Here is a 24,229-nt window from a genome sequence, read left to right on the forward strand (position 1 = left end):
AAGTGGCGAACGTAGTGAGCCGATAGGGGCGCTCGTGGAACATACTCTTAAAAATTATACACATCAACAGCATAATAGGCAAGTTATGTGCCTTGCGTGTGCGGGCGTTTCATAGTACAATAACACGCAATAAGGCGGTGAATCGATGGAGTTTACAAAATGGCAGGGCTGCGGCAACGATTTCGTGGTCGTGGACTTTCTTGATAAAGAGGCGATTGACTTTGCGGCACTCGCGGTAAAGATGTGCGATCGGCATTTCGGTATCGGTGCGGATGGTCTGATGGTGGTCTGTCCCTCGGAGACGGCGGATGTGCGGATGCGCGAGTTCAACCCGGACGGGACGGAGCCGGAGATGTGCGGAAACGGCATCCGCTGTTTTGCGCGGTATCTCTATGACTATGGGCGTGTGGCAAAGGAGCAGTTCACAATCGAGACGCTGGCGGGCACGATGGTGCCGCGCGTCATTGTGGAAAACGGAACGGTGACGGCGGTCGAGGTGGATATGGGCGTGCCGGTGCTCGAAGGAGAGCGGATTCCAGTTGCGGGGTTCGGCTCGGAACGTGTTGTCGCACAGCCGCTCATGGTGGACGGTACGGAGTACAAGATGACCTGCGTCTCGATGGGCAATCCCCATTGTGTGATCTTTGTGGACGATGCAGAGGGCTTCCCTCTTTCGGAACTGGGGGCGCAGTTCGAAAATTATCCTGCATTTCCGCGCAAGATCAATACGGAGTTTGTCGAGGTGAAGAGCCGCACGCATGCGCGTATGCGCGTTTGGGAGCGCGGTGCGGGCATCACGCTTGCCTGCGGCACGGGGACGTGCGCGACGCTGACGGCGGGCGTACTCAATGATGTGCTTGACCGTGCGGCAGACATCGAGGTCGACGGCGGCATGATTCATGTGGAGTGGCGTGCGGACGGGCATATCCTTATGACGGGACCCGCCGAGCCGGTCTTCACAGGCGTATGGCAGAGGAGACTATGAGTACATTGCGCAGAAGCATGACAGGCTACGGCGCGGGCACGGCGGAGACGCCGGACTACCGCGTCACGGTCGAGATCAAGGCGGTCAATCAACGATTCCTTGAGATTGCACCCCATATGCCGCGCGCGTTCGGCGCGTGGGAGAACGACTTGCGCGACCTCATCCGCACACGCGTGGCGCGCGGGAAACTCGATGTCTATGTGAACTTCGAGGACCGCAGCGAGAAGCGCTATGTAGTGCACGTCAACGAGAATCTCGCACGCGCCTACTACACGGCGCTGGGGAAGGTGGCGCGTGCAGTTGATGCTCCCTTGAACGATGGTGTACGTATCGCCGCCTCGTACGAGGGCGTGATCTCGGTCAGCGAGGATTCGGATATATCTGGGGCACGCACGGTCTTTCTCGATGCCGCAGCACAGGCACTCGCGGCCCTCGACGCGATGCGGCTTGCCGAGGGCGCGCATATCGCACGCGACTTTGAGAAGCGGCTTGCACGGCTTGAGCAGCAGCGTATGCAGGTGAAGGAAATCGCCCCGCAGATCGTGGCAGACTACCGTGCACATCTCACGGAGGTGCTTGCGGAGTTCAAAGAAGTCACGCCCGATGAGACGCGCCTTGTGCAGGAGGCGGCGCTCTATGCCGACCGTGTGAACATCACGGAGGAGCTCGTGCGGCTTGCGAGTCATTTCGCCCAGTTCCGTGCGATCCTCGCCGAGGAGGAGCCGGTTGGGCGGAGGCTTGACTTCCTCCTGCAGGAGATCAACCGCGAGACGAATACGATCGGATCGAAGGCGAACAATGCCGCCGCACAGCAGATCGTCGTTGCGATGAAGAACGAGGTCGAGAAGCTGCGCGAGCAGGTACAGAATTTGGAGTGACGCATGGAGACTGTGAGTATCGGATTCGGCGACATTGTCCTCGCGGGGCGTATGGTCGCCATCGTTGCGCCGACCTCCATGTCGGTGAAGCGCATGGTACAGGACGCGCGTGAGACGGGACGCCTCATCGACGCGACCTACAAGCGTCGGACGCGCGCTGTCATTATCCTCGACAGCGGTCACATCGTTCTCTCGGCGCTTCTGCCGGAGACGATCGCGGGGCGGATGACAAATGCGAAGGAGGCGGCAGAGTGAAAAAGGGTCTTCTCATTGTGATCTCGGGGGCATCTGGCACGGGCAAGGGGACGGTCTGCAAGGAGCTGCTCGCACGCGAAACGGGTATTGCCTACTCCGTCTCCGCGACCTCGCGTGCACCGCGCGAGGGCGAGGAGGATGGCCGCGAGTATTATTTCCGCACGCGTGAAGAGTTTGAACAGATGATTGCCGATGGCGCATTCCTGGAGTATGCGGATGTGTATGGCAACTACTACGGCACACCTCTTGCTCCGATTGAGAAACGGCGTGCGGCGGGCGAGGACATCCTGCTCGAGATCGACACGCAGGGGGCACTGGATGTGATGGATCAGTGTCCCGACGGGACATTTATCTTCCTCCTGCCGCCCTCGCTTGAGGAGCTGAGCCGCCGCATCACGGGGCGCGGCACGGAGTCGGAGGAGAGCCTAGTGCGTCGCCTTGCGGCGGCACGTGATGAGATCCTCCTCGGAAAGCGTTACCGCTACGCGGTACTGAACGATACGGTAGAGGCGGCGACGGATCGGATTCAGACGATCCTCGCGGCGGAGCGTCTGCGTGCGGATATGGATCCTGCGCAGTTTGAAATTTAAAGGATAGAGGTACAGCAATGAAGACGAATGTGGAAATCGGTATGGTCAACCCCTCGACGGATGAGCTGTTGACAAAGGTGGACAGTCGCTACGGCGTGGTCGTCCTCGCGGCGAAACGTGCGCGTCAGCTGCTCGAGGGCGATCCAGTGAAGTCCGAGCGTGCGCGTTCGACGAAGAACGTCACGAATGCGTTTGAGGAGATTGCAGAGGGCAAGATCAGCTATGACCTCTGCAAAGAGAGTGTCTGACGTGGGGACGCTCGCAGGGCGGCGCATTGTCCTTGGCGTAACGGGCGGGATCGCTGCCTATAAGGCAGTCGAGATTGCGAGCCGGCTGAAAAAGAAAGGCGCGGATGTACGTGTTATCATGACGCGGGCAGCGGTTTCCTTTGTTACGCCGCTTACGTTCCGTGAGATCACGGGACACCCCGTTACGACGACGATGTGGGGGGAACCGCACCATCACGTCGAGCACATCGCGCTTGCAGAGTTCGCGGAGCTTTTCCTCATTGCGCCTGCAACGGCAAATTTCATTGCAAAGGCGGCGGCGGGAATCGCCGATGATATGCTGACGACGAGCATCCTTGCGACACGAGCAGCACTCTATATCGCACCCGCAATGAATACGGGGATGTGGGAGAATCCTGTCACGCAGGAGAATGTACAGCGCCTCACAGAACGCGGCGTGCAAATTATCCCGCCCGCTGTAGGACAGCTTGCCTGTGGCACAACAGGTGCGGGGCGCCTGCCCGAGCCGGAGGAGATCGTTGCCATCGTGGAACGACATTTTTCTCATGAGCAGAGTCTTGCGGGGCGACGGATCCTCATCACGGCAGCGGGGACAGAGGAGGCGCTTGATCCCGTACGCTACCTCGGCAACCGCTCGACGGGGCGTATGGGCTTTGCCGTCGCTGCCGAGGCAGCGCGGCGCGGCGCCGAAGTCGTCCTAATCGCGGGCCCTACGCCGCTTGTGACACCTGCGGGCGTACGGCGGGTGAATGTGCGGAGTGCGCGCGATATGTACGCGGCGGTGCTTGCGGAGTATGACGCTGTGGATGCTGCTATTAAGGCGGCTGCAGTTGCGGATTATCGTCCTGCAGAGATTGCGGATCATAAGATTAAGAAGTCGGATGGCGAGCTCACACTCACACTCACGCGCAATCCTGACATTCTCTATGAGCTTGGGCAGAAGAAGCGGCATCAGGTCCTTGTGGGGTTTGCCGCGGAGACACAGAATGTCGAGGAATATGCGCGGGGGAAACTCGCGAAGAAGAACCTCGACTTCATTGTGGCGAACAATGTTGCGGAGAAGGATGCGGGGTTTGGTGTCCTGACAAATCACGTGCAGATTTTCTACGCGGACGGACGGGCGGAGGATCATCCGCTGATGCCGAAGTCGGAACTGGCCGGCGTGATTCTTGATCGACTTGAGGAGCTGTTGAAGAGTTCCACAAAGCCTGCCCTGCTTGCGGGGAAGGGGGACCATGCGTAGCATGGTGGAAGGGACGAATCACGAAACTCGTGCGATGAAATATCTTAAGAATCTGTGAAAATAGTCCTTGACAACGCACCCCACATTCGTTACAATGCGACGTATAGAAGAGAATATACCTCATCCAGAGCAGTGGAGGGAATGGCCCAATGAAGCTGCGGCAACCATGACTACTTTGTCAACGGTGCCAATTCCTTTAGGCATATGCCTATGAGATGAGAGCGGCGATAACAGCCTCCCTTGTCTCAGGGGAGGCTGTTCTTATGGAAAGAGGGTTTCTACGAATCTTTTACGAACTAAGGGAGGTTCCAAATGAAGAAGATGCTCTTTACATCCGAGTCCGTCACCGAAGGGCATCCGGATAAGCTCGCCGACCAGATCTCGGACAGCATTCTGGATGCGATTCTCGCGCAGGATCCGATGGGACGTGTTGCCTGCGAGACACTTGTCACAACGGGACAGGCACATGTTGTTGGCGAGATCTCGACGACATGCTACGCGGATATTCCAAAAATTATTCGCCAGACCGTGCGTGAGATCGGCTACACGAACGCCAGCTACGGTTTCGATGCCGACACCTGCGGCATCCTTGTTTCACTCGACGAGCAGTCCCCCGACATCGCTCAGGGCGTCAATCAGGCGATTGAGTCGCGTGAGGGCGCGATGGATGCGGCAGAGGCAATCGGCGCGGGCGATCAGGGCATGATGTTCGGCTATGCGACGAACGAGACCTCCGAGTATATGCCGCTGACGACCGTACTCGCTCACAAACTTGCGCGTCGTCTTACCGATGTCCGCAAGAGCGGTACACTCAAATATCTGCGGCCCGACGGCAAGACGCAGGTTACCGTCGCCTATGAGGACGGCAAGCCCGTCTATGTCGATACTGTTGTCATCTCGACACAGCACGATGAGGATATTGATCTCGAGACCATCCGTAAGGACATGATCGAAAAGGTCGTCAAGGAAATCATTCCTGCAGAGCTTCTGCGTGCGGAGACGAAGTATTTCGTCAACCCGACGGGCAAGTTCGTTATCGGCGGCCCGCACGGTGACTCGGGGCTCACAGGGCGCAAGATCATCGTCGACACGTATGGTGGTTGGGCACGTCACGGTGGCGGCGCGTTCTCGGGCAAGGATCCCACGAAGGTGGACCGCAGCGCAGCATACGCGGCACGCTATGTCGCGAAGAACATCGTTGCGGCCGGGCTTGCAGATCGTGTTGAGATCCAGCTTGCCTACGCCATCGGTGTCGCGCATCCCGTGTCCATCATGGTGGATACGTTCGGCACTGGAAAGATCGATGATGAGAAGATCGTTGCGCTCGTGCAGAGGACGTTTGACCTGCGCCCTGCGGGCATCATTAAGATGCTGGATCTGCGTCGCCCAATCTATCGCCAGACGGCGGCATATGGACACTTTGGCCGCACGGATATCGATCTTCCGTGGGAGAAGACGGACAAGGCAGATCTGCTGAAGAAGGAAGCGGGACTGTAAGTCGTATACGCACATAAATAGGCTGCCGCCGGAGATTTTCTTCGGCGGCAGCCTATTTCCAATCTTTGAGGTGGACAATGACCGAGCAGGAAATTATGGACTATGCGCGTGCGGAATTTGAGTGGCTGCACGCGCATCCCGAACTTGCCTATGAGGAGTTCGAGACAACGGCACGTCTGCGTGCGGCGTTCGGGCATGCAGACATCCGTATCCTCGATGTTCCGCTGCAGACGGGGCTTGTTGCCGCGATCGGCACGGGAGCAAAGCCAATCGTCGCTCTGCGCACAGATATCGACGCATTGCCCGTGCACGAGGAGACGAGACTGCCGTATGCTTCGCAGTACGACGGGAAAATGCATGCGTGTGGGCATGACTTTCACATGGCGTCCGTACTTGCGGCAGCTCTTTTGCTCAAGGAACGGGAAGCAAATCTTATAGGGACCGTCTACATTGTCTGCCAGCCAGCTGAGGAGGCACCGGGTGGGGCGCGCACTGTTCTCGATACCGGTGTCCTTGCAGAGGTCACGGCGATCTTCGGAATCCATGCACGTCCCATCTATTCCGTGGGGACATTCGGCGTCTGTACGGGCGGCATGATGGCGTCCGTGGATAAATTCGAGATCATATTTCACGGGACAGGGACGCATGCGGCACAGCCCGATCGCGGATGTGACCCCATCGTCATGGCGGCGCAGTTCGTGACGGCAGCGCAGAGCATTGTCGCACGCAACGTTAGTCCTCTGCGTCCTGGCGTTGTCAGCGTGACCCACATCAATGCGGGGACGACGTGGAACGTCCTGCCGGAACGTGCGTGGATGGAGGGAACGATTCGCCTCTTTGACGCAGATGATCGTACGCTTGTCAAGGGGCGTGTCGAAGCGCTAGCCAAAGGGATCGCTGCAGGATTTGGCGGACGAGCAGAGGTCTCGTGGACCGCCGGGCCGCCTGCCGTTGTGAATACGGAACGCTGGAATGCTCTTGCGCGTGACGCTGCGGCGCAGGAGGGATTTGCCGTCGTGGATGCCGTGCCGTGGATGGCAGGGGAGGATTTCGCCTACTATCAGGAGTCGATGGAAAGCTGCTTTGCATTCATCGGCACGGGCCTCGCACCTGAGAACCATCATCCGAAGTTCATGGTGGATCCTGCGGCGATTCCGCAGACGGCACGCTATCTTGTACGGATGGCGGAGGAAGTGCTCAAGAGATTGAAATAGAAAAACCTCCCCCGCGGCATGGGAGAGGCTGGGATTCTGGCATCTTAGCTTTCCCCGTCACAACGGGGGAAGTGGCGAGCGCAGCGAGCCGATAGGGGCGTTCGTACAACAGCCCCTTCTTTTTCATTTCCTCGGCTTCAATCCAATCGTCAGTTCATTGACAATCGGTATCTGCTCCCCAATTTTCCGCACAACGACCGCTCCAAGCAGCGTCAGGGCGAGCGTCGCCGCATACATCGTGAGTGCAATTGGCGCAGTCAGGACATAGCCCCTTCCGTAAATCACCATCAGCAGATAGGTGATAGCGACAGGGTGAGCAAGATAGATGAAATACGAATGCTTTCCAAGCAGCTGGAATGCCCGTCCGAGCAGAGTATTCGTCCCGAGATGTGTGAAGAATGCAAAGAGGGCGAGCGTCGCGCCAATCGTGTAGAGAATGCCGAGTGGGGAGAGCTGATGTGCTGTGAAGATGCCTTGGAGAGGCGTGTAGCCGTCCACAAGGATGAGCTTGTAGTACCATGCGAGGAGTGCTGCGAGACTGACGATGCCAAGCGCGTAGAGGCGACCTGTTGTTCTCTCCATCCACGCGCGGAACGCATCGAAATGCAGGGCGATATAGCCGCCGAGTAGGAAGATAAAGATGTAGTGCACGACCCAGTAGTTCAGTCGATAAAAGAGGAGCGCACGCAGGAGTGTTCCCTCGGGCAGTCCGTAGACGTAGAGATTGAACGCCGTGTTAAAGCTCGACCAGTAGTCAAATGCGACCTGCACGAGAAGGATCCCCGCGAGCAGCGGCAGTGTCATACGCGCAAGCAAAATGCGCCAGAGCGGCATCAGCAGATAGAACCAGATCAGGATCACCATGAAGTAGAGCTGGTACTTTGCATTTCCGAAGAAGAGCATGCTCGCGATTGAGCTCAGCGGAGGAATTCCCATGCCGTAATGCCATGCATCATGCAGAATGTAAAAGAACGACCAGACAAGATAGGGGAGGACAACCGCGCGCCCGCGCCGCACGAGAAAATCCCGATAGGAGAAGGGCGCTGACGGTGATTGTCCGTAGAACAGACCGAATGCCGAGATAAAGAAAAAAATCGGCACGCTGAAGCGCGTGCCGATGTCAAAAAGCGCCACAAGATGAATGTTCGGTGTTGGATTCGCGAGGTATTCCGCGCCGATGTGAATGCCGATCACGCCCATCATCGAGATGCCGCGGATCGCCTCAACAGCGGATACCCGCCCCCGCTTACTCGATGACATAGGAGATGTTCACCGAAGCCTCAAACGAAAGCTCACCAGCCGAGATCGCTGTCGCAGCGTCATATGCTTCCTTTGCCATCATCATCGGCATGAAGTTTCGCGGCGAGTGTGACTGCGTATCCCCGTAGATATTCAGGATACGGACGATACGAACGCCCAGCGCACGTGCGATCGTATCTGCCTTGCTGCGTGCATCACGTGCAGCATCGGCAAGGGCAGCATTCTTTGCCGCAGACGGATCACTCGCGGAGAACTCGAGCGAGTCAACGCGGTTCGCACCGTTTGCAAGCGCTGCGTCGATCACCTTGCCCACACTGTCTAGATTGCGCACCTTCACGGCAACGGCATTCGTCACCGTATAGCCCGTTGTGACGCTGCGCCCATTGTCCTTCACATCGTAGATCGGCGAGAAATCATAGTGTGTCGTCTGGATATCTCGCTCCGCAATGCCGAGTGCCTTTATTGCGTTCTGAACACGTGCTGTCTGAGCTGCATTGTCTGCATGCGCCTTTGCCGCATCTTTTGCCTCCGTGACAACGCCGATCGTGACCTCCGCCGTATCGGGGGCAATCTGCGCCGAGCCGACACCATTGATCGTCAGCGTTGGCATAGCCTCCTCAGCGGATACCATCCCTGCAGGCAGGACAAGTGAGAGCGCAAGAACCGCTCCCCCCAGCAGAGAACCGAATGAAAAGCGTTTCATGAAACACCTCCGTTTCTTTTGAGAAAAACTCATAAAACTGTGTCTATTATAACATAATCCCACAGAACTTCAATGAAACGGATATTAGCCAAGCTCTGCGTATAGCTGCTCATTGTACTTCTTTGCAGCCAGATACGCCCACACTGCGCAGATTGGCCACGTCAAAAAGAGACCGAAGCCCAGCGTGAATAACCCAACGACAAGATTGACGAAGAACATGATGATCGCGCCCTTGAGCGTCGCGTAGCACATACCAATCGGCCCGAAGAAAAATGCAAGTCCTGCCGCAAGCCCAGTGTTTTTCGTCGACTTCACGATGATCGTTTGCGGCCGCTGTGAATTCTGCGTGTTCTGTTCCTGATCCATGATGATATCTCCCTTTCCCATAAAACAGCTGATAAGGATTACCTGCATGAGTATACGCGAAAAGATGTGTGTTGCATATAGGAGTACAGTCCTGCATTTCGAAAAGGACTTTGCGATTATGGAATGAATTTGTTAAAATAGGCGTTAGTTTACGATATGCGGAAGATGACAATGGTTTCGTATTTGACTTTTTGTCATTTTTTGTGTAAAATGAAGAACAGTTTTGAATTGCATACATGTCAACCTATGCAAAATAATTGAACACAAGGGAGAACGATAGCATGGCAAAGGAAACGTTTGAGTTTCAAGCCGAGACAAAGCAGTTGCTGGATCTGATGATCCACTCGATCTATACGAACCGCGAGATTTTTTTGCGCGAGCTTATCTCGAACGCGTCGGACGCGATGGACAAGCTCCACTTTGAGAGCCTGACGAACCGCGATATGCTCGAGGGCAATGAGACGTATGAGATTTTCCTCGTGCCCGATAAGGAGAGCAAGACGCTGACGATCTCGGACAGCGGCATCGGCATGTCGCGTGCGGAGGTCGTGGAGAATATCGGCACGATTGCAAAATCGGGCACGAAGGCGTTCATGGAACAGCTCGCCAAGGCGAAGGAGGAGAACGGCGGCGCACCGGACAAGGAATTGATCGGTCAGTTCGGCGTTGGCTTCTACTCGGCGTTTATGGTTGCAGAAAAGGTGACGATCGTGACGCGCCGTGCGGGCGAGCAGCAGGCGACGCGCTGGGAGTCGGCGGGCGATGGAAGCTACACGATCGAGGATACGGAGAAGGAGACACGCGGCACGACGGTGACGATCCACCTCGCGAAGGAGTTCATGGAGGGCGAGACGGACTATACGGACACGTTCGAACTCGAGAGTCTCGTGAAGAAGTATTCGGACTATGTGCGCTATCCGATCCGTATGAACGTCACGACGGAGGAGATGCCGCGCGACGATGAGGGAAAGATCATCGAGGGCGCGGAGAAGATCAAAAAGACGGAGCTGCGCACGCTGAACTCGATGCAGCCGCTCTGGACACGTGCAAAGTCTGAGATCAAGGAAGAGGAATATAACGATTTCTTCCGTGACCAGTTCCACGAGTGGGAAGCACCGATGGAGGTGTTCCACACGAAGGCGGAGGGCACGGTGGAGTACACGGCACTGCTCGAGATTCCCGCGCGTGCGCCGTTCAACCTCTATCAGGCAGACTACGAGCCGGGCATTCAGCTCTACTCGCGCCACGTCTTCATCATGGATAAGTGCAAGGATCTTCTGCCCGACTACCTGCGCTTTGTCAAAGGGCTTGTGGACTCGCCCGACCTCTCGCTGAACATCTCGCGCGAACTGCTGCAGCAGAGCCGCGAGCTCAAGACGATCGGACGTGCGCTTGAGAAAAATGTCCTCAAGTCACTCGGCAAGAAACTCGAGAAAAACCGTGAGGACTATGAGAAGTTCTGGAACGAATACGGGCGTATGCTCAAGATTGGCATCTACAACAGCATGTACTCCGGCCGTGATACGGTGGACAAGCTGAAGGATCTCCTTCTCTTCCATAGCTCGAAGGAGGGGGCACTTGTCTCCCTCAAGGAATATGTTGCGCGTATGCCAGAGAGCCAGAAGAGCATTTACTACGCGACGGCCAAGGATCAGGCGACGATTGAGCAGCTGCCGCAGATGGAGCAGCTGCGCGAGCGTGGTCTGGAGGTGCTGTTCCTGCTCGATCCCGTGGACGAGTTCGCGATTGAGACGGTGCACGAGTATGAGGGGAAAAACTTCCACTCGATCAGCCGCGGCGACCTCGATCTCGGTGATGCGGAGAGTGAGGCCGCGAAGAAGGAGACGGAGGACATCGCGAAGGCGAACGACGATCTCATCAAGGACGTGAAGGAAGCCATCGGCGACAAGATTGCCGAGGTGAAGATTTCGCAGCGTCTGCGCTCGAGCGCAGTCTGCCTGGTCGCAGATGAGGCGGGACCGTCGCTCTCGATGGAGCAGACCTTCGCTGAGATGAACAATCCGATGTTCAAGGCGCGCCGCATCCTCGAGATCAACCCACATCACGATCTCTTTGCAAAGCTGAAAGCGGTGCACGCGGCGGGCAAGGACACGGAGGAGTTCAAGGACTACTGCGATCTGCTGTATACGCAGGCATTGCTGATCGAGGGAATCCTGCCGGAGAATCCTGTCGCCTTTGCGCAGAAGCTCGCAAAGATGATGGCAAAATAAGGAGAAAACGTGGAAATCGAACTTTTTTCTCAGCAGTTCTTTGTGGCGCTCTTTTCGATTATTATTCTTGATCTTGTGCTTGCGGGAGACAACGCTGTTGTTATTGCGATGGCGGCGAACCGTCTGCCTGAACGTCTGCGGAATCGTGCGATCTATGTCGGTACAGCAGGCGCGATCATCATTCGTTTGATAATGACATTCTTTGCTGTACACTTGCTCACCGTGCCCTATTTACAGGCTCTTGGAGGACTTGTTCTCCTGCCGATTGCGGTGAAGCTGATGCGCCCCTCGTCAAAAGAGGGGCATGTGGATGCGGCAGATACGTTTGCGGGCGCGGTTAAGACGATCATCATCGCAGATGCGGCGATGGGCGTGGACAACGTGATTGCGATTGCGGGTGCGTCGCACGGAGATTTCCTGCTTGTCGTACTCGGTCTTATCATCAGTATTCCCATTGTCGTAGGCGGCAGTCAGCTCATCGGCAAGCTGATGGATAAATATCCCGTGCTTATCGTGATCGGTGCGGCCATTCTTGGTTGGACGGGCGGCACGATGATCATCCATGATCATACGATCGGCCCGATGATCCTCGGGTTTTCACCGCAAGCGGAAACACTTGTACCCGCGGCTCTTGCTGGTATCGTATGCACCATCGGCGGGCGCGGCCAGCGGAGCAAATAAAATGGTCGGCATTGTAATTGTCACGCACAGTGCGGCACTTGCACATGGTGCTGCGGAGACGTGCCGCATGATGGCGAAGGATGTACGCCTCGCGACAGCGGGCGGCATGGAGGACGGTGGATTCGGGACAAGTTATGCGAGGATTGTCGCAGCGATTGATGCGGTGTATGGCGATGATGGTGTTGTGATCCTCATGGATGCGGGAAGCTCCATCCTTACGGTGGAGACAATCGTAGAGGAGATGCCGCAGCGCCGCTTGCGTATGGTGGACTGTCCTCTTGTTGAGGGAGGCGTTGTCGCTGCCATTGCCGCGGTCTGTGGCGCAAGCCTCGATGAGGTGGTGCGCCGTGCGGAGGAAACGCGTACAGCACGGAAGATTGGGCTATCATGAGCGCGGCACCTTGATTTGTATTTGACAGCGCAAACTGATAGTGTTACAATGACATACGAACGATGCTCTTTGAGGCGGGGTGAAAACCCCCACCGGCGGTACAGCCCGCAAGCCACTCGCGAGAGCGGCACGATTCGGTGAGATTCCGAAGCCGACAGTGAAGGAGGCATTTGCCTTCGCAGTCTGGATGAGAAAAGGCGCGTCTATGGAAGGAAGCACGGATCAATGCATTTGTGTTTCATCAGGACGATTTATGTGCCGCCGGAGGAGAATTCTTCCGGCGGCATTTTATTTTTGCAAATTCTGTTGTACTCCCCGCGAACGCCTCTAGGGTTCGCTTGGGAACACAACATCAACCTGCCAAGACGGCATAGAACAGAACGGGATTGTTATGAACGACATTGACGAATCCTACATGCGTGAGGCACTGCGGATTGCAGAGCATGCGCGCGGGCGCACTGCGCCGAATCCGCTTGTCGGTGCTGTGATTGTGCGTGACGACACGATCATCGCAAGCGGCTGGCACCGCGCGGCAGGCGAGCCGCACGCAGAGATTCACGCGCTGCGGATGGCGGGTGAACTGGCACGCGGCGCGACGCTCTATGTGACGCTTGAACCGTGCGCGCATCACGGACGCACGGGACCCTGCGCGGAGGCTGTGATTGCGGCGGGCATTGCGCGTGTCGTCATTGCCCTGCGTGATCCGAATCCGCTCGTTGCAGGACGTGGGCTTGCACTCCTGAAGGAGGCGGGCATCGAGGTTGTAACGAGCGTGTGTGAAGCAGAGGCGCGGCGGCAGAACGAGGTATTCCTCAAGTGGGTGACGCAGAAACGTCCCTTCGTGACGCTCAAGACGGCGATGACACTCGACGGCAAGATCGCAAGTCATACGGGCGCGTCGCAGTGGATCACAGGGACGGCAGCGCGTACGCGCGTGCATGAGTACCGCAACGAATACGATGCGATTCTAGTCGGGATTGGGACGGTACTTGCCGATGATCCGAGTCTCACGACGCGGCTCGAGGGGCGGACGGGGAGAAACCCTCTGCGCATCGTGCTCGATAGTGAGGCGCGCACGCCGCTTGATGCAAAACTTGTGGTGGACGGTGCAGCGCCGACACTCATCGTCGTAAGCGCACGTGCGGATCAGCGGAGGGTGAATCTCCTGCGCGCCTGCGGCGCGGAGGTCGTGACACTCGGCACGGAGCAGGTAGATATCGCTGCGCTGCTCGATTACCTCGGTACGAGTGAGATCACATCTCTCTTGGTCGAGGGCGGGGCGACGGTGAACTGGTCGCTGCTCGCGGGCGGCTGTGTGGACAAAGTGCACGCTTTTATTGCGCCCATGCTGATGGGGGGAGCGGAGGCGAAAACACCGATCGGCGGCACGGGATTTGACAGTCCTCAGACGGCGCTGCAGCTGCGTGACGTGACTGTCGAGCAGCTGGGCGCAGACATTCTTGTCACGGGTTATCCGTGTGCAGATGCGGAGTGAGGAGGCGGAATGTTTACAGGAATCATTGAGGAGGTCGGCACGTTCGGCGGACTCTCGGGCGGCAATATCGCCATCGGTTCAAAGCTCGTCCAGTCGGATGCTCACATCGGCGACAGCATCGCCGTCAACGGCATCTGCCTCACAGTGACACAGTTCGATGCGCACGGCTTTCGTGCGGCGGTCATGCCAGAGACCGTGCGGCGCACTTCGCTCGCGGGGTTGACCCACGGTGCACCGCTCAACCTCGAACGTGCGCTGCTCCCAACAACGCGCCTCGGCGGACACTTCGTCAGCGGGCATATTGACGGTGTGGGGGAGATCGCGGAGATACGCGAGGAGGGCAATGCGATCTTGATGACGGTCGCGGCAGGGGATGAAATCCTGCGCGGTATCGTCGAAAAGGGATCGGTTGCACTCGACGGCATCAGCCTCACAGTTGCGCGGGTCGGCACGACGGATTTCACCGTCAGTCTCATCCCGCACACGCGCACGGTGACGAATCTCGGTGCAAAGCGTATTGGCAGTCCGCTGAACATCGAGACGGACATCCTTGGGAAATACGCGCTGAAATTGCTCGGCGGCGAGAACACTGCTGCGAGAAGTACAGGGCTTACACGGGACTTTCTTTTACAGCATGGATTTTAGACAACATGGCGTAATAGGTGTTCTCTCTGCGGTGCAAGTCCCACGCGAACGCCTCGTTGCGCAAACGGTCGCGTGCTTATCTGTCTAAATACCGGCGCACTTCTTAAACGCGCTGCGCTTGAACGAAAGAAGTACGCCGGGGACAGAACGCACGCTTTCCCCGTTTGCTCCACTAGGGCTCGCTTAGGGACATCGCATCGCAGGCATTTGCGGGAATATAGTCAAATTCTTAGGAGAGATAGTATGTCAGATTTTGCATCGATTGCACAGGCAATCGAGGATATTAAGAACGGCAAGATGCTCGTTGTCGTGGACGATGAGGATCGCGAGAACGAGGGCGACATCATCGTCGCCGCTGAGACATTGACGCCGGCGCATATGAATTTCATGGCGACACATGCGCGCGGGCTGATCTGCACGCCGATTGTCGGCAGCCGCCTTGACGAACTTGAGATCGGTCAGATGGTGGAGAACAATACGGACAATCACGAGACGGCGTTTACGGTCAGCGTTGATGCGCACGACACCACGACGGGCATCTCCGCATTCGAGCGATGCCATACCGTGAAGATGCTGATCGACCCGGCGGCAAAGCCTTCGCATTTCCGCCGCCCGGGGCACATCTTCCCCCTGCGTACCGTTGAGGGCGGTGTGCTCCGGCGTGCGGGTCATACGGAGGCGACCGTGGATCTTGCGCGTCTTGCGGGGTTATATCCTGCGGGGATGTGCTGTGAGATCATGGCGGACGATGGCCATATGATGCGCACGCCGGAACTGAAGGAGTTTGCAAAAAAACACGGGCTGAATATCATCACGATTGCCGATCTCATCGAGTACCGCAAACACACGGAGACACTGGTCCGCTGCATTTCGGATGTGGATTTCCCGAGTCGCTATGGGCGCTTCCGCTTGCTTGCGTATGAGAACTCGATCAATAGTCGATGTGATCTCGCCGTCGTCAAGGGCGATGTGCGCGGCAAGGATAATGTGCTCGTGCGCGTGCACTCGGAGTGTCTGACGGGCGATGCACTCGGTTCGATGCGCTGCGACTGCGGTGATCAGCTTGCGGCGGCGCTCAAGCAGATCGAGGCGGAGGGCGAGGGCGTCGTCCTCTACGTGCGGCAGGAGGGACGCGGCATCGGGCTTGCAAACAAGATGCGCGCGTACGCACTGCAGGATCAGGGGCGCGATACGGTCGAGGCGAACGTCGAGCTCGGCTTTGCGCCCGATCTGCGTGACTACGGGCTCGGTGCGCAGATTCTCGCTGACCTTGGGCTTTCGACGATCCGCCTCATGACGAACAACCCCGCGAAGCGTGCGGGACTGGAGGGCTATGGGCTGAAGATTGTCGAGCGCGTACCGATTGTCATGAGCACACATGACTTTGACCGCAAGTATATGACGGTCAAGAAGGAAAAGATGGGACATATCCTCAGCGATGCGGACTTGGGGAAATAAGTGAGAGGGGGCGAGGGATGAAAACGGTTTTACTGGCACTTCTTGAACAGTATGCAGACTGGGAAGCGGCGTATGTATCGACGGGGATTCATATGCTTGGGCAGGGAAAAATCATGGTCAAGACAGTCTCCCTCTCGGAAGAGCCTGTAACCTCCATCGGCGGCATTCATGCGACGGCGGATTATACGGTGGATTCTGCACCGAAGGATTACGATGCTCTGCTGCTCATCGGTGGTCTGTGTTGGCGCGAAGAGCGTGCACAGCAAATGATCCCATTGGTCGAGCACTGTGTGAACAGCGGCAAAGTGCTTGGCGGCATTTGCGACGCGGCGGCATTTTTGGCATCCATCGGTGTGCTCAACTCGGTCAAGCATACAGGAAACCGCTTGTCTGCACTGCAGGAGTGGAAGGGGACAAAATACAAGGGTGCAGAGAACTATCAGGCGAGGCAGGCGGTTTTCGATCGGAACATCATTACGGCAAACGGCTCTGCACCTCTGGAATTTGCCCGAGAAGTTCTGACTGCGCTTCATGTCGCTGAGGAAACTATGATTGAGGATTGGTATGTCCTGCATAAGCTGGGATATTACAATACATCGTCGCACAACCGTTTTGTGAAGATGATGGAGGAGTAAGGAGAAAATAATATGGCAAACATCATCGAAGGTTATATCAGCGGCAAAGGGCTGAAATTCGGCATTGTTGCCGCGCGGTTCAACGAGTTTATCGTAAGTAAACTGGTCGGCGGTGCACTCGATACGCTTCACCGTCACGAGGCGGCAGACAGTGACATCGACGTGGCGTGGGTGCCGGGCGCGTTCGAGATCCCGCTTGCGGCAAAGAAGATGGCAGCGAGCGGAAAATATGATGCCGTTCTCTGTCTCGGCGCAGTCATCCGCGGCTCGACGACGCATTACGATTACGTCTGCAGCGAGGTCTCGAAGGGCGTCGCGCAGGTCGGACTTCAGACGGGTGTGCCGACGATCTTCGGCGTGGTGACGACAGAGAACATCGAGCAGGCGATTGAACGCGCGGGTACGAAGGCGGGCAACAAGGGCGCAGATGCGGCAATGGCGGCGATGGAGATGGCAAATCTCCTCGGGAAGCTGTGAGCCTATGAAGATCGGAATACTCAGCGATACACATGGGCATGAGGGCGCATGGGTACGCTCGTGTGAGAAGTTCTTCACGGGCGCCGATCTGATCCTTCATGCGGGTGATGTCGCCTACCACGGACCACGAAACCCAATGAAGACGGACTACAATCCGATGGGGCTGATCGAGCGCATCAACACATCGGAGATCCCCGTCATCATCGCCAAGGGCAACTGCGACTCCGACGTGGATGCGAGCTGTCTCGAACTGCCCGTCATGTCCCCATACGCCTACGTTGTCTGGGAGGGGCGGCGCATCATCGTCACGCACGGCGATGCCGTCATGACGGATGCGGAAAAGGATGCAATGGCGAGGCATCTGAAAGCCGACCTCTTCATCAGCGGTCATGTGCACATCAACGTGCTCGAAAAGCGCGGCAATACCGTGTTTCTCAACCCCGGCTCCGCCGCACTCAGCAAACGCCCCGACGGACGCAACACCGTTGCCGTCATCGAGGACGGGACAATTCGAATTTTTGACATAGATACGGGCGATGTTCTGCATGAACTAGCCCTTGAGTGGTAAGGATATGGATCAATTAGTTAAGGCAACGGCGGCGAACGGACAGCTGCGCGCGTTCGCGGCGGTGACGACGGATGCGGTCGCTGAGGCGATGCGGCGGCACGACTGCTGGCCTGTCGCGGCGGCGGCACTCGGGCGCACGATGACGGGGGCACTCCTCCTCGCCGCAAATCTCAAGAACAAGGAATCCGTCACGATCAAATTCAAGGGCGATGGGGCCCTCGGCACGGTGACGGCGGACGCAACGGCAGAGGGGGCTGTGCGCGGCTATGTCGACCATCCGCATGTGAACCTTCCGCTGAACGCCCACGGCAAGATCGATGTGGGCGGCGGAATCGGCGCAGGGATTCTCTCGGTCACGCGCTTCACGGGGCTGAAAGAACCTGTGACGGGCAGTGTGGATATCACGAACGGAGAGGTGGCGGAGGATCTCATCAACTATCTCTACACCTCCGAGCAGACACCGTCCTCCATCGGACTCGGTGTACTCGTAAGCCCTGAACTGAAATGTCTCGGTGCAGGCGGTTTCTTCATCCAGCCCCTGCCGGGCGCGTCGGATGAGACGGTCGACCGTCTCGAGGAGAATCTGAAGGGGATTTCCTCCGTTTCGCGTATGGTCGAGGAGGGGCTTTCCCCGGAGGGAATCATCGAGAGACTTCTCGGCGGATTTGACGACGTGAAAATCCTTTCGACCACCGATCTTTCCTTTCGCTGCAACTGCTCGAAGAACTACATCACCGACCGCCTGTTGACGCTCGGTGAGGAAGATCTGCGGGCGCTGCGCGATGACGGCACGGCAGAGGTGAGGTGTCACTTCTGCAACGAGGCATATACCTTTGACCGCGAGGATCTGAGCGTGATCTATAACGTCGCTCAGAAGATGCGCGATATGCGTGCGCGCGGGCAGCTGTGAGGAAACGCGTGCGCGTTGTGCGCGAGCAGAGTTCCGTCTTGGATGGGATTCCCGCGCAGATCCGCTATAAGAATATCAAGAATCTCTACCTCCGCGTCCGTGACGGGTACATTGAGCTGAGCGTGCCGCAGCGGACGACACAGAGGGATATGGAGAATTTTGTCAGCCACAGACGCGCATGGATTGAGGAGCGCCTGCGGCTGCTTTCTGTGCGCGCGGAGAAATCTGCGCCGCGCTATGCGGATGGGGCGCAGATACAGCTCTGGGGAGCGGAATATCCACTTGTATGTGTGCCCCTCACACGGGGAAAGCCCTATGCTGAGTATGCTGATGGAATGATAGTCCTTCACGTTTCGGAGGAGGCGGGTGCCGATGTGCGGCGTGCCGCTATCGAGACGCTCTACCGTGCGGAACTTGCGGCGGCAATCGAACGTGAAGCACCTGTATGCGAGGCAACCGTGGGCAAACGTGCCGCCCTCTGGCGCATCCGCGCGATGAAGACGCGCTGGGGCAGCTGCAACGTCCGCACGGCGGCGGTCACGCTCAATCTGGAGCTTGCACGGTACGATGTGCGTGCCCTTCGCTACGTCATTACACATGAACTCACGCATCTTTGGGTGCGCGGTCATAACGCTCAGTTCTACGCGCACATGGACAGATGTTTTCCTGGCTGGCAGGATGTGCGGCGAGAGCTGAATGCGTGGGTGCGTGCAGAGAACTCGACAATATAAAAAAGAACGCTTCCCGAAGCGTTCTTTTTTATATGTTGTTTTACGTCGCTGCACCAATCTTCTCGGCTTCCTCGCATACGATCAGGCGTCCCGTATGTACGTCGTAGATATAGCCGTGGATTGTAATCGATGCGGGGACAAGCGGATGTGTCCGCAGGCGGTGAACATCGCGGACAAGGTTCTCCTCGATCGTGCCGCTGATCGGCATGAAGTCAATGTAATGCGCTGCGTTCGCGTCAATCCCGTGCCTGTCCGCATTTGCCGCGAAGCGTGCACGCGCCTCATCATTTGTAAAGCCCTGCATCCCGCAGTGCGTATGCTGAATGATGAACCACTCATTTGTTCCGAGCATCTCGTAGGAGATAAGCAGGGAGCGAATTGCGTCCTCCGTCACACGGCCGCCCGCATTACGAATGACGTGTGCATCGCCCTCGGAGAGTCCCGTAAATTTCGCCGGATCAAGGCGGCAGTCCATGCAGGTGACAATTGCAAAGCGCCGAGCAGGATCGTGTGAGAGGGCTCCCTTGTCTCCAAATGCTCCAGCGTAATCCTCATTTGCTGCAAGAATTTCTTTCACATTTACATTTGCGCTCATACGACCATTCCTTTCACTACCACAAAGAAAAAACCGCCCGATCTTCCGGACGGCTTCCTCTATGCATTGCTTGCTTATACGGCACGATCGACGTTGCCGGAACGAAGGCAGCGCGTACACACGTTGACGTGTTTGACCTCACCCTTCACAAGGGCGCGGACACGCTGAATATTCGGCTTCCACTTGCGTCTCGTCTTTACATGGGAGTGGCTCACATTGTTGCCGCTCATCGGCCCCTTGCCGCAGACCTCGCATACACTTGCCATTGCTACACCTCCTCGACGCGTACTTCACTCAAGTTACGCGCAATACCGGGATATTATACTACGATTCTACACATTAGGCAAGACATCAAAAAATTTTTTTCATCAAATATGTGCGGCTATATCGTCATAGAAGAATTTTATCAACCAAAGATGAAAAACATTCAAGTTTTTCTTGAAATTTGGAAAAAAAGTAGTATTATATCTATAGAAGGAAAAATGTCTTTTACGGGGTGTGGTTGTTTGTTTCGGACTGTGCGGACAGTTCGAGAAGGAGGGGGATTCAGGTGCTTTCATTATTGGGAAAAACGAGGCAGATCAATCGTCTTCTCCAGCGCTCAGAGAGCGTTGAGTACGATGGGATCTCGCGTGTATTGAGCAATGTTCTTGAGGCGAATGTCTACATTACAGATGAGGGCGGCAAAATTTGCGGATATGCGCTCTTCGATGATGATGACGACCTCATGATGAATGAAGCGATTGAGTTGGGACAGTTTCCGCGCAAGTATGTTGACTGGCTCAATCGGCTCGAGGAAACGCACGCTAACATCCGCGTGGATGCGGACGGTGCGTCCTATGAGAAGGAGATGGCGGAGCTGTTCCGCGAACAGAACATCGTCATCACGCCGATCTACGGCCCACGGCGCAGACTGGGGACTCTCGTTGTGGCAAGCGGCAAGAAAGAGTTCGGGGATCCTGACCTCCTGCTCTCGGAGTATGGCGCAACCGTTGTCGGCATGGAGATGCTGCGAGATGCGGCACAGCGCAACGAGGTTGAGGCGCGTCAGCGTGAGGCCGTTCGTATCGCCGTGGAGACACTCTCGTACTCTGAGCGCAAGGCGGCACACGCAATCCTGCAGGAGCTTGCGAGCCAAGGGAAGTTCGAAGGCCGACTGATCGCATCGCGCATTGCCGATGAGGCGAAGATCACGCGGTCGGTCATTGTCAATGCACTCCGCAAATTCGAGTCCGCAGGCGTCATCGAGTCGAAGTCACTCGGCATGAAGGGGACGTTCGTGCGTGTCACGAACTCCTATCTCATGGAGAAGCTGCCCGAGCTCGAGGAGTATGCCTCCGATGTTCAGTGGGCGAACCTTGGCAGTGGGGTCAATCTCTGAGAGAAGACGAATGCAGCACAGGCTTTTGTCAGCACTCTCTAAAAACAGCGCTATTATAGCGCAAATAAAAGATGTTGACAAGCTAGTAAAAATCCCATATAATTGCCTTCATGAATGTGCGGCGGACACCCCCGCGGGTAGTCCGCCGTAATTCATGACTTTGGCGCGTTGGTCAAGTGGTTAAGACACCGCCCTTTCACGGCGGCTTCACGGGTTCGAATCCCGTACGCGTCACCAAGAATGGCCCGGTAGTTTAGTTGGTTAGAATGCCGCCCTGTCACGGCGGAGGTCGTGGGTTCAAGTCCCATCCGGGTCGCCATTTTTTCTTTTGCCTCGGTAGCTCAGTTGGTAGAGCAGGGGACTGAAAATCCCCGTGTCAGTGGTTCGATTCCGCTCTGAGGCACCACCTTGGGTTTGAATCTCCAGTACAGATATGCACTGGGGATTTTTTTGTAGAGTTATTGCACATACCAAAAGGAGATATTGCCGTGGAATATTTCTCTCAGATTTTTCTCTCGTTCATCGCTTCGTGGGGGTATGTCGCTGTTGCTATTCTGATGGCGGCAGAAAATGCCTGCATTCCGATTCCGAGTGAACTCATCCTCGGCTTTGCGGGCTATCTGGTCTTTGCGGAGCATATGTCGTTCGAGGGGGCACTGCTCGCCGGGATGGTCGGCGGACTCCTCGGCTCCGTCTTTGCCTATGAAGTTGGCGCACGCGGCGGACGACCGTTTGTGGACAAATACGGGAAATACTTCTTTATAAAAAAATCCCACGTCGATACGGCGCAGGACTGGTTTGACCGTTACGGACTCAAGGCGGTGTTCTTCAGCCGCATGCTGCCCGTGATTCGTACATTTATCTCATTGCCTGCGGGCTTTGCGCGTGTCGACACAAAGCGTTTCTTTATCTATACCATCGCGGGATCGCTTCCGTGGACGGCGGCAATTATCTACGCGGGCATGATGCTCGGCGAGAACTGGACGGATCTCATGGAGTACGGACATGAGGCGAGTGTCATATTCGTCATCGGTTCCATTATCGCAATCATCTACTTCTATCTCAAATGGAAGAAAAAAAAGAAGCGCCGTCTGCGCTGAATAAAAGAATCGCTGAATTTATCAGTGTTTCCTAAAGTAAGAGCGGCATCTGCACGAAAAGCCTCATGCAGATGTCGCTTCTTTTACGTTCTTACCTCTATGCCTCCTTCACCGTTACCGGAGCTGTCTGAAAGAGCGACACACCGAAGCCGACCAGTGCGCCGACAATTGCGGGACAGACCCAGCCCATCATGATCGCATAGAACGGGATGTACTCCACAAGCAGTGCATGGATCGGTGCGCTGCTCAGGCCTGCCGCGTGCAGACCGTCGATTAGGGAGAAGATGAGCGTCAGTGCCATCGCACCCTGATAGATGCTCTTGCGCCATCCAATGAAACGGTCAAAGAGCGAGAGAATGACGAACACAATGACGAGTGGATAGATTGTGACAAGGAATGGAATCGCCAGGGCGATGATCTGTGTGAGTCCAACATTGGATGCCGCAAAGCTAAAGAGGATTGAAAACAGCAGCAAACGCTCATAGGAGATGCGCCCCTTAAGCAGTTTGTTGAAGAACATTGCAGCGCTCGAAGTGATGCCGCAGCAGGTCGTAAGGCATGCGAGTGCGATGATGACTGCGAGCAGGAGATTGCCGCCGGAGCCGAAGAAAATGCCGACCGCGCCTGAGAGAATCTGACCGCCGTTCTCCGAGTGCGCGAGAACAGAGGCACTCGTTGCACCTATGTAGGCGAGTGAGCCGTAGACTACTGCCATCAGCGAGACCGTGATGAGGCCAGAGACGAGACAGGCAACTCCGATTGCACGGCTGTCCGTAATTCCGCGCAGACGCACGGCGTTTGCCACAAGTGCACCAATGGCGATTGAGGCGAGCAGATCCATCGTCTGATAGCCGTCTTGGAAGCCCTGTGCGAACGGGGATTCGATATAGCTGCCCGTCGGCTGGAGTACATTTCCGAGCGGTGCGTGAAACGCCTGCACGAAGAGAATGAGCAGCACGATGAGCAGCGCTGGGGTCAGCATCTTGCCAACGCGGTCGATGATCTTGTTGGGGTTCAGCGCGAGATAGTAGGATGCCGAGAAGAAGATCGCCGTATAGATGAATTGTCCGAGTCCGAGCTGGTCCTCACTGAGGAAGGGGCGAATGCCGATCTCAAATGAGACGGCACCTGTGCGCGGCATCGCGAAGAGCGGTCCGATGATGAGGTAGAGGATGACGAGCAGCGCCGTTGCAAACAGAGGCCACGTCTTTGCACGCAGCAGGGGGACATACTCGCCGCCCGCGAGTGCAATTGCCGTGATCCCGAGGAGCGGCAGACCGATGCCTGTCGTCATAAAGCCAAGCATTGCGAGCATTGTGTGGTCGCCGGCTGCCTGCCCGAGTGCCGGCGGGAAGATGAGATTGCCCGCACCGAAGTAGATGGAGAACATCATAAAGCCAAGCGTCAGCAGGTCTTTCTTTTTGAGTGAGTTTATGTCAGGTCCCTCCAAAGGTGAAGATATACAAAATAACAATGCAGAAACAATACTTTTCATTATTGCAGAATAAGGCAAAGCTGTCAAATATTTGAGCGAGACTTCGGCTAAAATTAAACTAAAAAAAATCGGGACGTTTTAGCCCTTGGAATTTCCTCCTTGACAGAATGATTTGTTATAGATATAATATCAACGTGTCGCTTATGCGGCGCAGGAAGATTTTATGCGGAAGTAGCTCAGTGGTAGAGCACCACCTT

At 56.4% G+C, this 24,229-nt stretch carries 27 protein-coding genes, 3 tRNA genes and 2 riboswitches; of the genes, 24 read left to right on the plus strand and 6 right to left on the minus strand.

The window, feature by feature from the left end; all coding sequences use genetic code 11:
- Positions 1 to 145: 145 nt before the first annotated feature.
- The 8 genes from dapF (at position 146) to HMPREF1992_RS05535 (ending at position 6,910) form a co-directional block, all read left to right on the plus strand.
- Entirely contained in the window at positions 146 to 985 is an 840-nt protein-coding gene (gene dapF / locus HMPREF1992_RS05500; RefSeq protein WP_021684865.1) for a diaminopimelate epimerase, read from the plus strand.
- Positions 982 to 1,863, plus strand: coding sequence for a YicC/YloC family endoribonuclease (locus tag HMPREF1992_RS05505; protein WP_037358733.1), 882 nt, complete (start codon positions 982 to 984; stop codon positions 1,861 to 1,863). The genes dapF and HMPREF1992_RS05505 overlap by 4 nt, the downstream gene beginning before the upstream one ends.
- A 3-nt stretch (positions 1,864 to 1,866) precedes the next feature.
- On the plus strand, positions 1,867 to 2,118 hold the full coding sequence (locus HMPREF1992_RS05510) for an extracellular matrix/biofilm biosynthesis regulator RemA family protein (RefSeq protein WP_021684867.1): 252 nt from the start codon (positions 1,867 to 1,869) through the stop codon (positions 2,116 to 2,118).
- Positions 2,115 to 2,708 carry a guanylate kinase gene (gene gmk / locus HMPREF1992_RS05515; RefSeq protein WP_021684868.1) on the plus strand — a complete coding sequence of 198 codons (594 nt, stop codon included), beginning with the start codon at positions 2,115 to 2,117 and terminating at the stop codon, positions 2,706 to 2,708. The genes HMPREF1992_RS05510 and gmk overlap by 4 nt, the downstream gene beginning before the upstream one ends.
- A 17-nt stretch (positions 2,709 to 2,725) precedes the next feature.
- Positions 2,726 to 2,956 carry a DNA-directed RNA polymerase subunit omega gene (gene rpoZ / locus HMPREF1992_RS05520; RefSeq protein WP_009441244.1) on the plus strand — a complete coding sequence of 77 codons (231 nt, stop codon included), beginning with the start codon at positions 2,726 to 2,728 and terminating at the stop codon, positions 2,954 to 2,956.
- Position 2,957: 1 nt separating this feature from the next.
- Entirely contained in the window at positions 2,958 to 4,199 is a 1,242-nt protein-coding gene (gene coaBC / locus HMPREF1992_RS05525) for a bifunctional phosphopantothenoylcysteine decarboxylase/phosphopantothenate--cysteine ligase CoaBC (RefSeq protein WP_051290490.1), read from the plus strand.
- A 117-nt stretch (positions 4,200 to 4,316) separates the two neighbouring features.
- Positions 4,317 to 4,421, plus strand: a riboswitch (SAM riboswitch).
- A gap of 90 nt (positions 4,422 to 4,511) precedes the next feature.
- Positions 4,512 to 5,696 carry a methionine adenosyltransferase gene (metK, locus tag HMPREF1992_RS05530; RefSeq protein ID WP_021684870.1) on the plus strand — a complete coding sequence of 395 codons (1,185 nt, stop codon included), beginning with the start codon at positions 4,512 to 4,514 and terminating at the stop codon, positions 5,694 to 5,696.
- 77 nt (positions 5,697 to 5,773) lie between these two features.
- A complete protein-coding gene (locus tag HMPREF1992_RS05535) occupies positions 5,774 to 6,910 on the plus strand; it encodes an amidohydrolase (protein ID WP_021684871.1) in 1,137 nt (378 codons plus the stop codon).
- 123 nt (positions 6,911 to 7,033) lie between these two features.
- Here the strand turns inward: HMPREF1992_RS05535 and HMPREF1992_RS05540 are convergent, their stop codons facing one another.
- The 3 genes from HMPREF1992_RS05540 to HMPREF1992_RS05550 form a co-directional block, all read right to left on the minus strand.
- Positions 7,034 to 8,170, minus strand: coding sequence for an acyltransferase (locus HMPREF1992_RS05540; protein ID WP_021684873.1), 1,137 nt, complete (start codon positions 8,168 to 8,170; stop codon positions 7,034 to 7,036).
- On the minus strand, positions 8,157 to 8,873 hold the full coding sequence (locus tag HMPREF1992_RS05545; RefSeq protein ID WP_021684874.1) for an SIMPL domain-containing protein: 717 nt from the start codon (positions 8,871 to 8,873) through the stop codon (positions 8,157 to 8,159). The genes HMPREF1992_RS05540 and HMPREF1992_RS05545 overlap by 14 nt, the downstream gene beginning before the upstream one ends.
- Before the next feature lie 84 nt (positions 8,874 to 8,957).
- Positions 8,958 to 9,239, minus strand: a complete 282-nt coding sequence (locus HMPREF1992_RS05550; protein ID WP_037358738.1) for a hypothetical protein — start codon at positions 9,237 to 9,239, stop codon at positions 8,958 to 8,960.
- Positions 9,240 to 9,520: 281 nt separating this feature from the next.
- Here HMPREF1992_RS05550 and htpG point away from each other — a divergent pair, with 281 nt between their 5' ends.
- The 11 genes from htpG to HMPREF1992_RS05605 all read left to right on the plus strand — a co-directional run bounded on the left by htpG (position 9,521) and on the right by HMPREF1992_RS05605 (position 19,461).
- On the plus strand, positions 9,521 to 11,470 hold the full coding sequence (gene htpG, locus HMPREF1992_RS05555; protein WP_021684876.1) for a molecular chaperone HtpG: 1,950 nt from the start codon (positions 9,521 to 9,523) through the stop codon (positions 11,468 to 11,470).
- 9 nt (positions 11,471 to 11,479) lie between these two features.
- Complete coding sequence (locus tag HMPREF1992_RS05560) at positions 11,480 to 12,151, plus strand: TerC family protein (protein ID WP_021684877.1); 672 nt, start codon at positions 11,480 to 11,482, stop codon at positions 12,149 to 12,151.
- Position 12,152: 1 nt separating this feature from the next.
- Positions 12,153 to 12,542 carry a dihydroxyacetone kinase phosphoryl donor subunit DhaM gene (gene dhaM, locus HMPREF1992_RS05565; RefSeq protein ID WP_021684878.1) on the plus strand — a complete coding sequence of 130 codons (390 nt, stop codon included), beginning with the start codon at positions 12,153 to 12,155 and terminating at the stop codon, positions 12,540 to 12,542.
- A 61-nt stretch (positions 12,543 to 12,603) separates the two neighbouring features.
- Positions 12,604 to 12,744, plus strand: a riboswitch (FMN riboswitch).
- 189 nt (positions 12,745 to 12,933) lie between these two features.
- Complete coding sequence (gene ribD, locus HMPREF1992_RS05570) at positions 12,934 to 14,037, plus strand: bifunctional diaminohydroxyphosphoribosylaminopyrimidine deaminase/5-amino-6-(5-phosphoribosylamino)uracil reductase RibD (RefSeq protein WP_021684880.1); 1,104 nt, start codon at positions 12,934 to 12,936, stop codon at positions 14,035 to 14,037.
- Between the two features lie 9 nt (positions 14,038 to 14,046).
- The gene (locus HMPREF1992_RS05575) at positions 14,047 to 14,682 is read left to right on the plus strand and encodes a riboflavin synthase (protein WP_021684881.1); all 636 of its coding nucleotides are present in this window, start codon (positions 14,047 to 14,049) and stop codon (positions 14,680 to 14,682) included.
- Positions 14,683 to 14,925: 243 nt separating this feature from the next.
- Positions 14,926 to 16,140: a bifunctional 3,4-dihydroxy-2-butanone-4-phosphate synthase/GTP cyclohydrolase II gene (locus HMPREF1992_RS05580; RefSeq protein WP_021684882.1), complete on the plus strand. Its 1,215-nt coding sequence runs from the start codon at positions 14,926 to 14,928 to the stop codon at positions 16,138 to 16,140.
- Between the two features lie 17 nt (positions 16,141 to 16,157).
- Entirely contained in the window at positions 16,158 to 16,775 is a 618-nt protein-coding gene (locus HMPREF1992_RS05585; protein WP_021684883.1) for a DJ-1/PfpI family protein, read from the plus strand.
- 12 nt (positions 16,776 to 16,787) lie between these two features.
- Positions 16,788 to 17,252 carry a 6,7-dimethyl-8-ribityllumazine synthase gene (ribE, locus tag HMPREF1992_RS05590; RefSeq protein ID WP_021684884.1) on the plus strand — a complete coding sequence of 155 codons (465 nt, stop codon included), beginning with the start codon at positions 16,788 to 16,790 and terminating at the stop codon, positions 17,250 to 17,252.
- 4 nt (positions 17,253 to 17,256) lie between these two features.
- Entirely contained in the window at positions 17,257 to 17,820 is a 564-nt protein-coding gene (gene yfcE / locus HMPREF1992_RS05595; RefSeq protein ID WP_021684885.1) for a phosphodiesterase, read from the plus strand.
- Between the two features lie 4 nt (positions 17,821 to 17,824).
- Entirely contained in the window at positions 17,825 to 18,730 is a 906-nt protein-coding gene (gene hslO / locus HMPREF1992_RS05600; RefSeq protein WP_021684886.1) for an Hsp33 family molecular chaperone HslO, read from the plus strand.
- Positions 18,727 to 19,461, plus strand: coding sequence for a M48 family metallopeptidase (locus HMPREF1992_RS05605; RefSeq protein ID WP_021684887.1), 735 nt, complete (start codon positions 18,727 to 18,729; stop codon positions 19,459 to 19,461). The genes hslO and HMPREF1992_RS05605 overlap by 4 nt, the downstream gene beginning before the upstream one ends.
- Before the next feature lie 40 nt (positions 19,462 to 19,501).
- On the opposite strand, the gene HMPREF1992_RS05610 is transcribed toward HMPREF1992_RS05605, so the two are convergent.
- Positions 19,502 to 20,056, minus strand: coding sequence for a carbonic anhydrase (locus HMPREF1992_RS05610; RefSeq protein WP_021684888.1), 555 nt, complete (start codon positions 20,054 to 20,056; stop codon positions 19,502 to 19,504).
- Positions 20,057 to 20,130: 74 nt separating this feature from the next.
- Positions 20,131 to 20,322: a 50S ribosomal protein L28 gene (gene rpmB / locus HMPREF1992_RS05615; RefSeq protein ID WP_037358744.1), complete on the minus strand. Its 192-nt coding sequence runs from the start codon at positions 20,320 to 20,322 to the stop codon at positions 20,131 to 20,133.
- A gap of 284 nt (positions 20,323 to 20,606) precedes the next feature.
- Here rpmB and codY point away from each other — a divergent pair, with 284 nt between their 5' ends.
- The 5 genes from codY to HMPREF1992_RS05640 all read left to right on the plus strand — a co-directional run bounded on the left by codY (position 20,607) and on the right by HMPREF1992_RS05640 (position 22,537).
- A complete protein-coding gene (gene codY / locus HMPREF1992_RS05620; protein WP_037358745.1) occupies positions 20,607 to 21,437 on the plus strand; it encodes a GTP-sensing pleiotropic transcriptional regulator CodY in 831 nt (276 codons plus the stop codon).
- 162 nt (positions 21,438 to 21,599) lie between these two features.
- A tRNA-Glu gene (locus HMPREF1992_RS05625) sits at positions 21,600 to 21,674 on the plus strand.
- A 5-nt stretch (positions 21,675 to 21,679) separates the two neighbouring features.
- Positions 21,680 to 21,756: transfer RNA gene (locus HMPREF1992_RS05630), tRNA-Asp, on the plus strand.
- 11 nt (positions 21,757 to 21,767) lie between these two features.
- Positions 21,768 to 21,843, plus strand: a tRNA-Phe gene (locus HMPREF1992_RS05635).
- A gap of 82 nt (positions 21,844 to 21,925) precedes the next feature.
- Positions 21,926 to 22,537, plus strand: a complete 612-nt coding sequence (locus HMPREF1992_RS05640) for a DedA family protein (protein WP_037358747.1) — start codon at positions 21,926 to 21,928, stop codon at positions 22,535 to 22,537.
- A gap of 97 nt (positions 22,538 to 22,634) precedes the next feature.
- Here the strand turns inward: HMPREF1992_RS05640 and brnQ are convergent, their stop codons facing one another.
- Positions 22,635 to 24,032, minus strand: coding sequence for a branched-chain amino acid transport system II carrier protein (brnQ, locus tag HMPREF1992_RS05645; RefSeq protein ID WP_196801388.1), 1,398 nt, complete (start codon positions 24,030 to 24,032; stop codon positions 22,635 to 22,637).
- Positions 24,033 to 24,229 lie beyond the last annotated feature (197 nt).

It is taken from the genome of Selenomonas sp. oral taxon 892 str. F0426 (genome assembly GCF_000468035.1).
Taxonomy (GTDB): domain Bacteria; phylum Bacillota; class Negativicutes; order Selenomonadales; family Selenomonadaceae; genus Centipeda.

Bases quoted from the DNA above. Each gene is read 5' to 3' on its own strand.
- dapF (WP_021684865.1), top strand. From the start codon at position 146: ATGGAGTTTACAAAATGGCAGGGCTGCGGCAACGATTTCGTGGTCGTG.
- HMPREF1992_RS05505 (WP_037358733.1), top strand. From the start codon at position 982: ATGAGTACATTGCGCAGAAGCATGACAGGCTACGGCGCGGGCACGGCG.
- HMPREF1992_RS05510 (WP_021684867.1), top strand. From the start codon at position 1,867: ATGGAGACTGTGAGTATCGGATTCGGCGACATTGTCCTCGCGGGGCGT.
- rpoZ (WP_009441244.1), top strand. From the start codon at position 2,726: ATGAAGACGAATGTGGAAATCGGTATGGTCAACCCCTCGACGGATGAG.
- metK (WP_021684870.1), top strand. From the start codon at position 4,512: ATGAAGAAGATGCTCTTTACATCCGAGTCCGTCACCGAAGGGCATCCG.
- HMPREF1992_RS05535 (WP_021684871.1), top strand. From the start codon at position 5,774: ATGACCGAGCAGGAAATTATGGACTATGCGCGTGCGGAATTTGAGTGG.
- HMPREF1992_RS05540 (WP_021684873.1), bottom strand. From the start codon at position 8,170: ATGTCATCGAGTAAGCGGGGGCGGGTATCCGCTGTTGAGGCGATCCGC.
- HMPREF1992_RS05545 (WP_021684874.1), bottom strand. From the start codon at position 8,873: ATGAAACGCTTTTCATTCGGTTCTCTGCTGGGGGGAGCGGTTCTTGCG.
- HMPREF1992_RS05550 (WP_037358738.1), bottom strand. From the start codon at position 9,239: ATGGATCAGGAACAGAACACGCAGAATTCACAGCGGCCGCAAACGATC.
- htpG (WP_021684876.1), top strand. From the start codon at position 9,521: ATGGCAAAGGAAACGTTTGAGTTTCAAGCCGAGACAAAGCAGTTGCTG.
- dhaM (WP_021684878.1), top strand. From the start codon at position 12,153: ATGGTCGGCATTGTAATTGTCACGCACAGTGCGGCACTTGCACATGGT.
- ribD (WP_021684880.1), top strand. From the start codon at position 12,934: ATGAACGACATTGACGAATCCTACATGCGTGAGGCACTGCGGATTGCA.
- HMPREF1992_RS05575 (WP_021684881.1), top strand. From the start codon at position 14,047: ATGTTTACAGGAATCATTGAGGAGGTCGGCACGTTCGGCGGACTCTCG.
- HMPREF1992_RS05580 (WP_021684882.1), top strand. From the start codon at position 14,926: ATGTCAGATTTTGCATCGATTGCACAGGCAATCGAGGATATTAAGAAC.
- HMPREF1992_RS05585 (WP_021684883.1), top strand. From the start codon at position 16,158: ATGAAAACGGTTTTACTGGCACTTCTTGAACAGTATGCAGACTGGGAA.
- ribE (WP_021684884.1), top strand. From the start codon at position 16,788: ATGGCAAACATCATCGAAGGTTATATCAGCGGCAAAGGGCTGAAATTC.
- yfcE (WP_021684885.1), top strand. From the start codon at position 17,257: ATGAAGATCGGAATACTCAGCGATACACATGGGCATGAGGGCGCATGG.
- hslO (WP_021684886.1), top strand. From the start codon at position 17,825: ATGGATCAATTAGTTAAGGCAACGGCGGCGAACGGACAGCTGCGCGCG.
- HMPREF1992_RS05610 (WP_021684888.1), bottom strand. From the start codon at position 20,056: ATGAGCGCAAATGTAAATGTGAAAGAAATTCTTGCAGCAAATGAGGAT.
- rpmB (WP_037358744.1), bottom strand. From the start codon at position 20,322: ATGGCAAGTGTATGCGAGGTCTGCGGCAAGGGGCCGATGAGCGGCAAC.
- brnQ (WP_196801388.1), bottom strand. From the start codon at position 24,032: ATGAAAAGTATTGTTTCTGCATTGTTATTTTGTATATCTTCACCTTTG.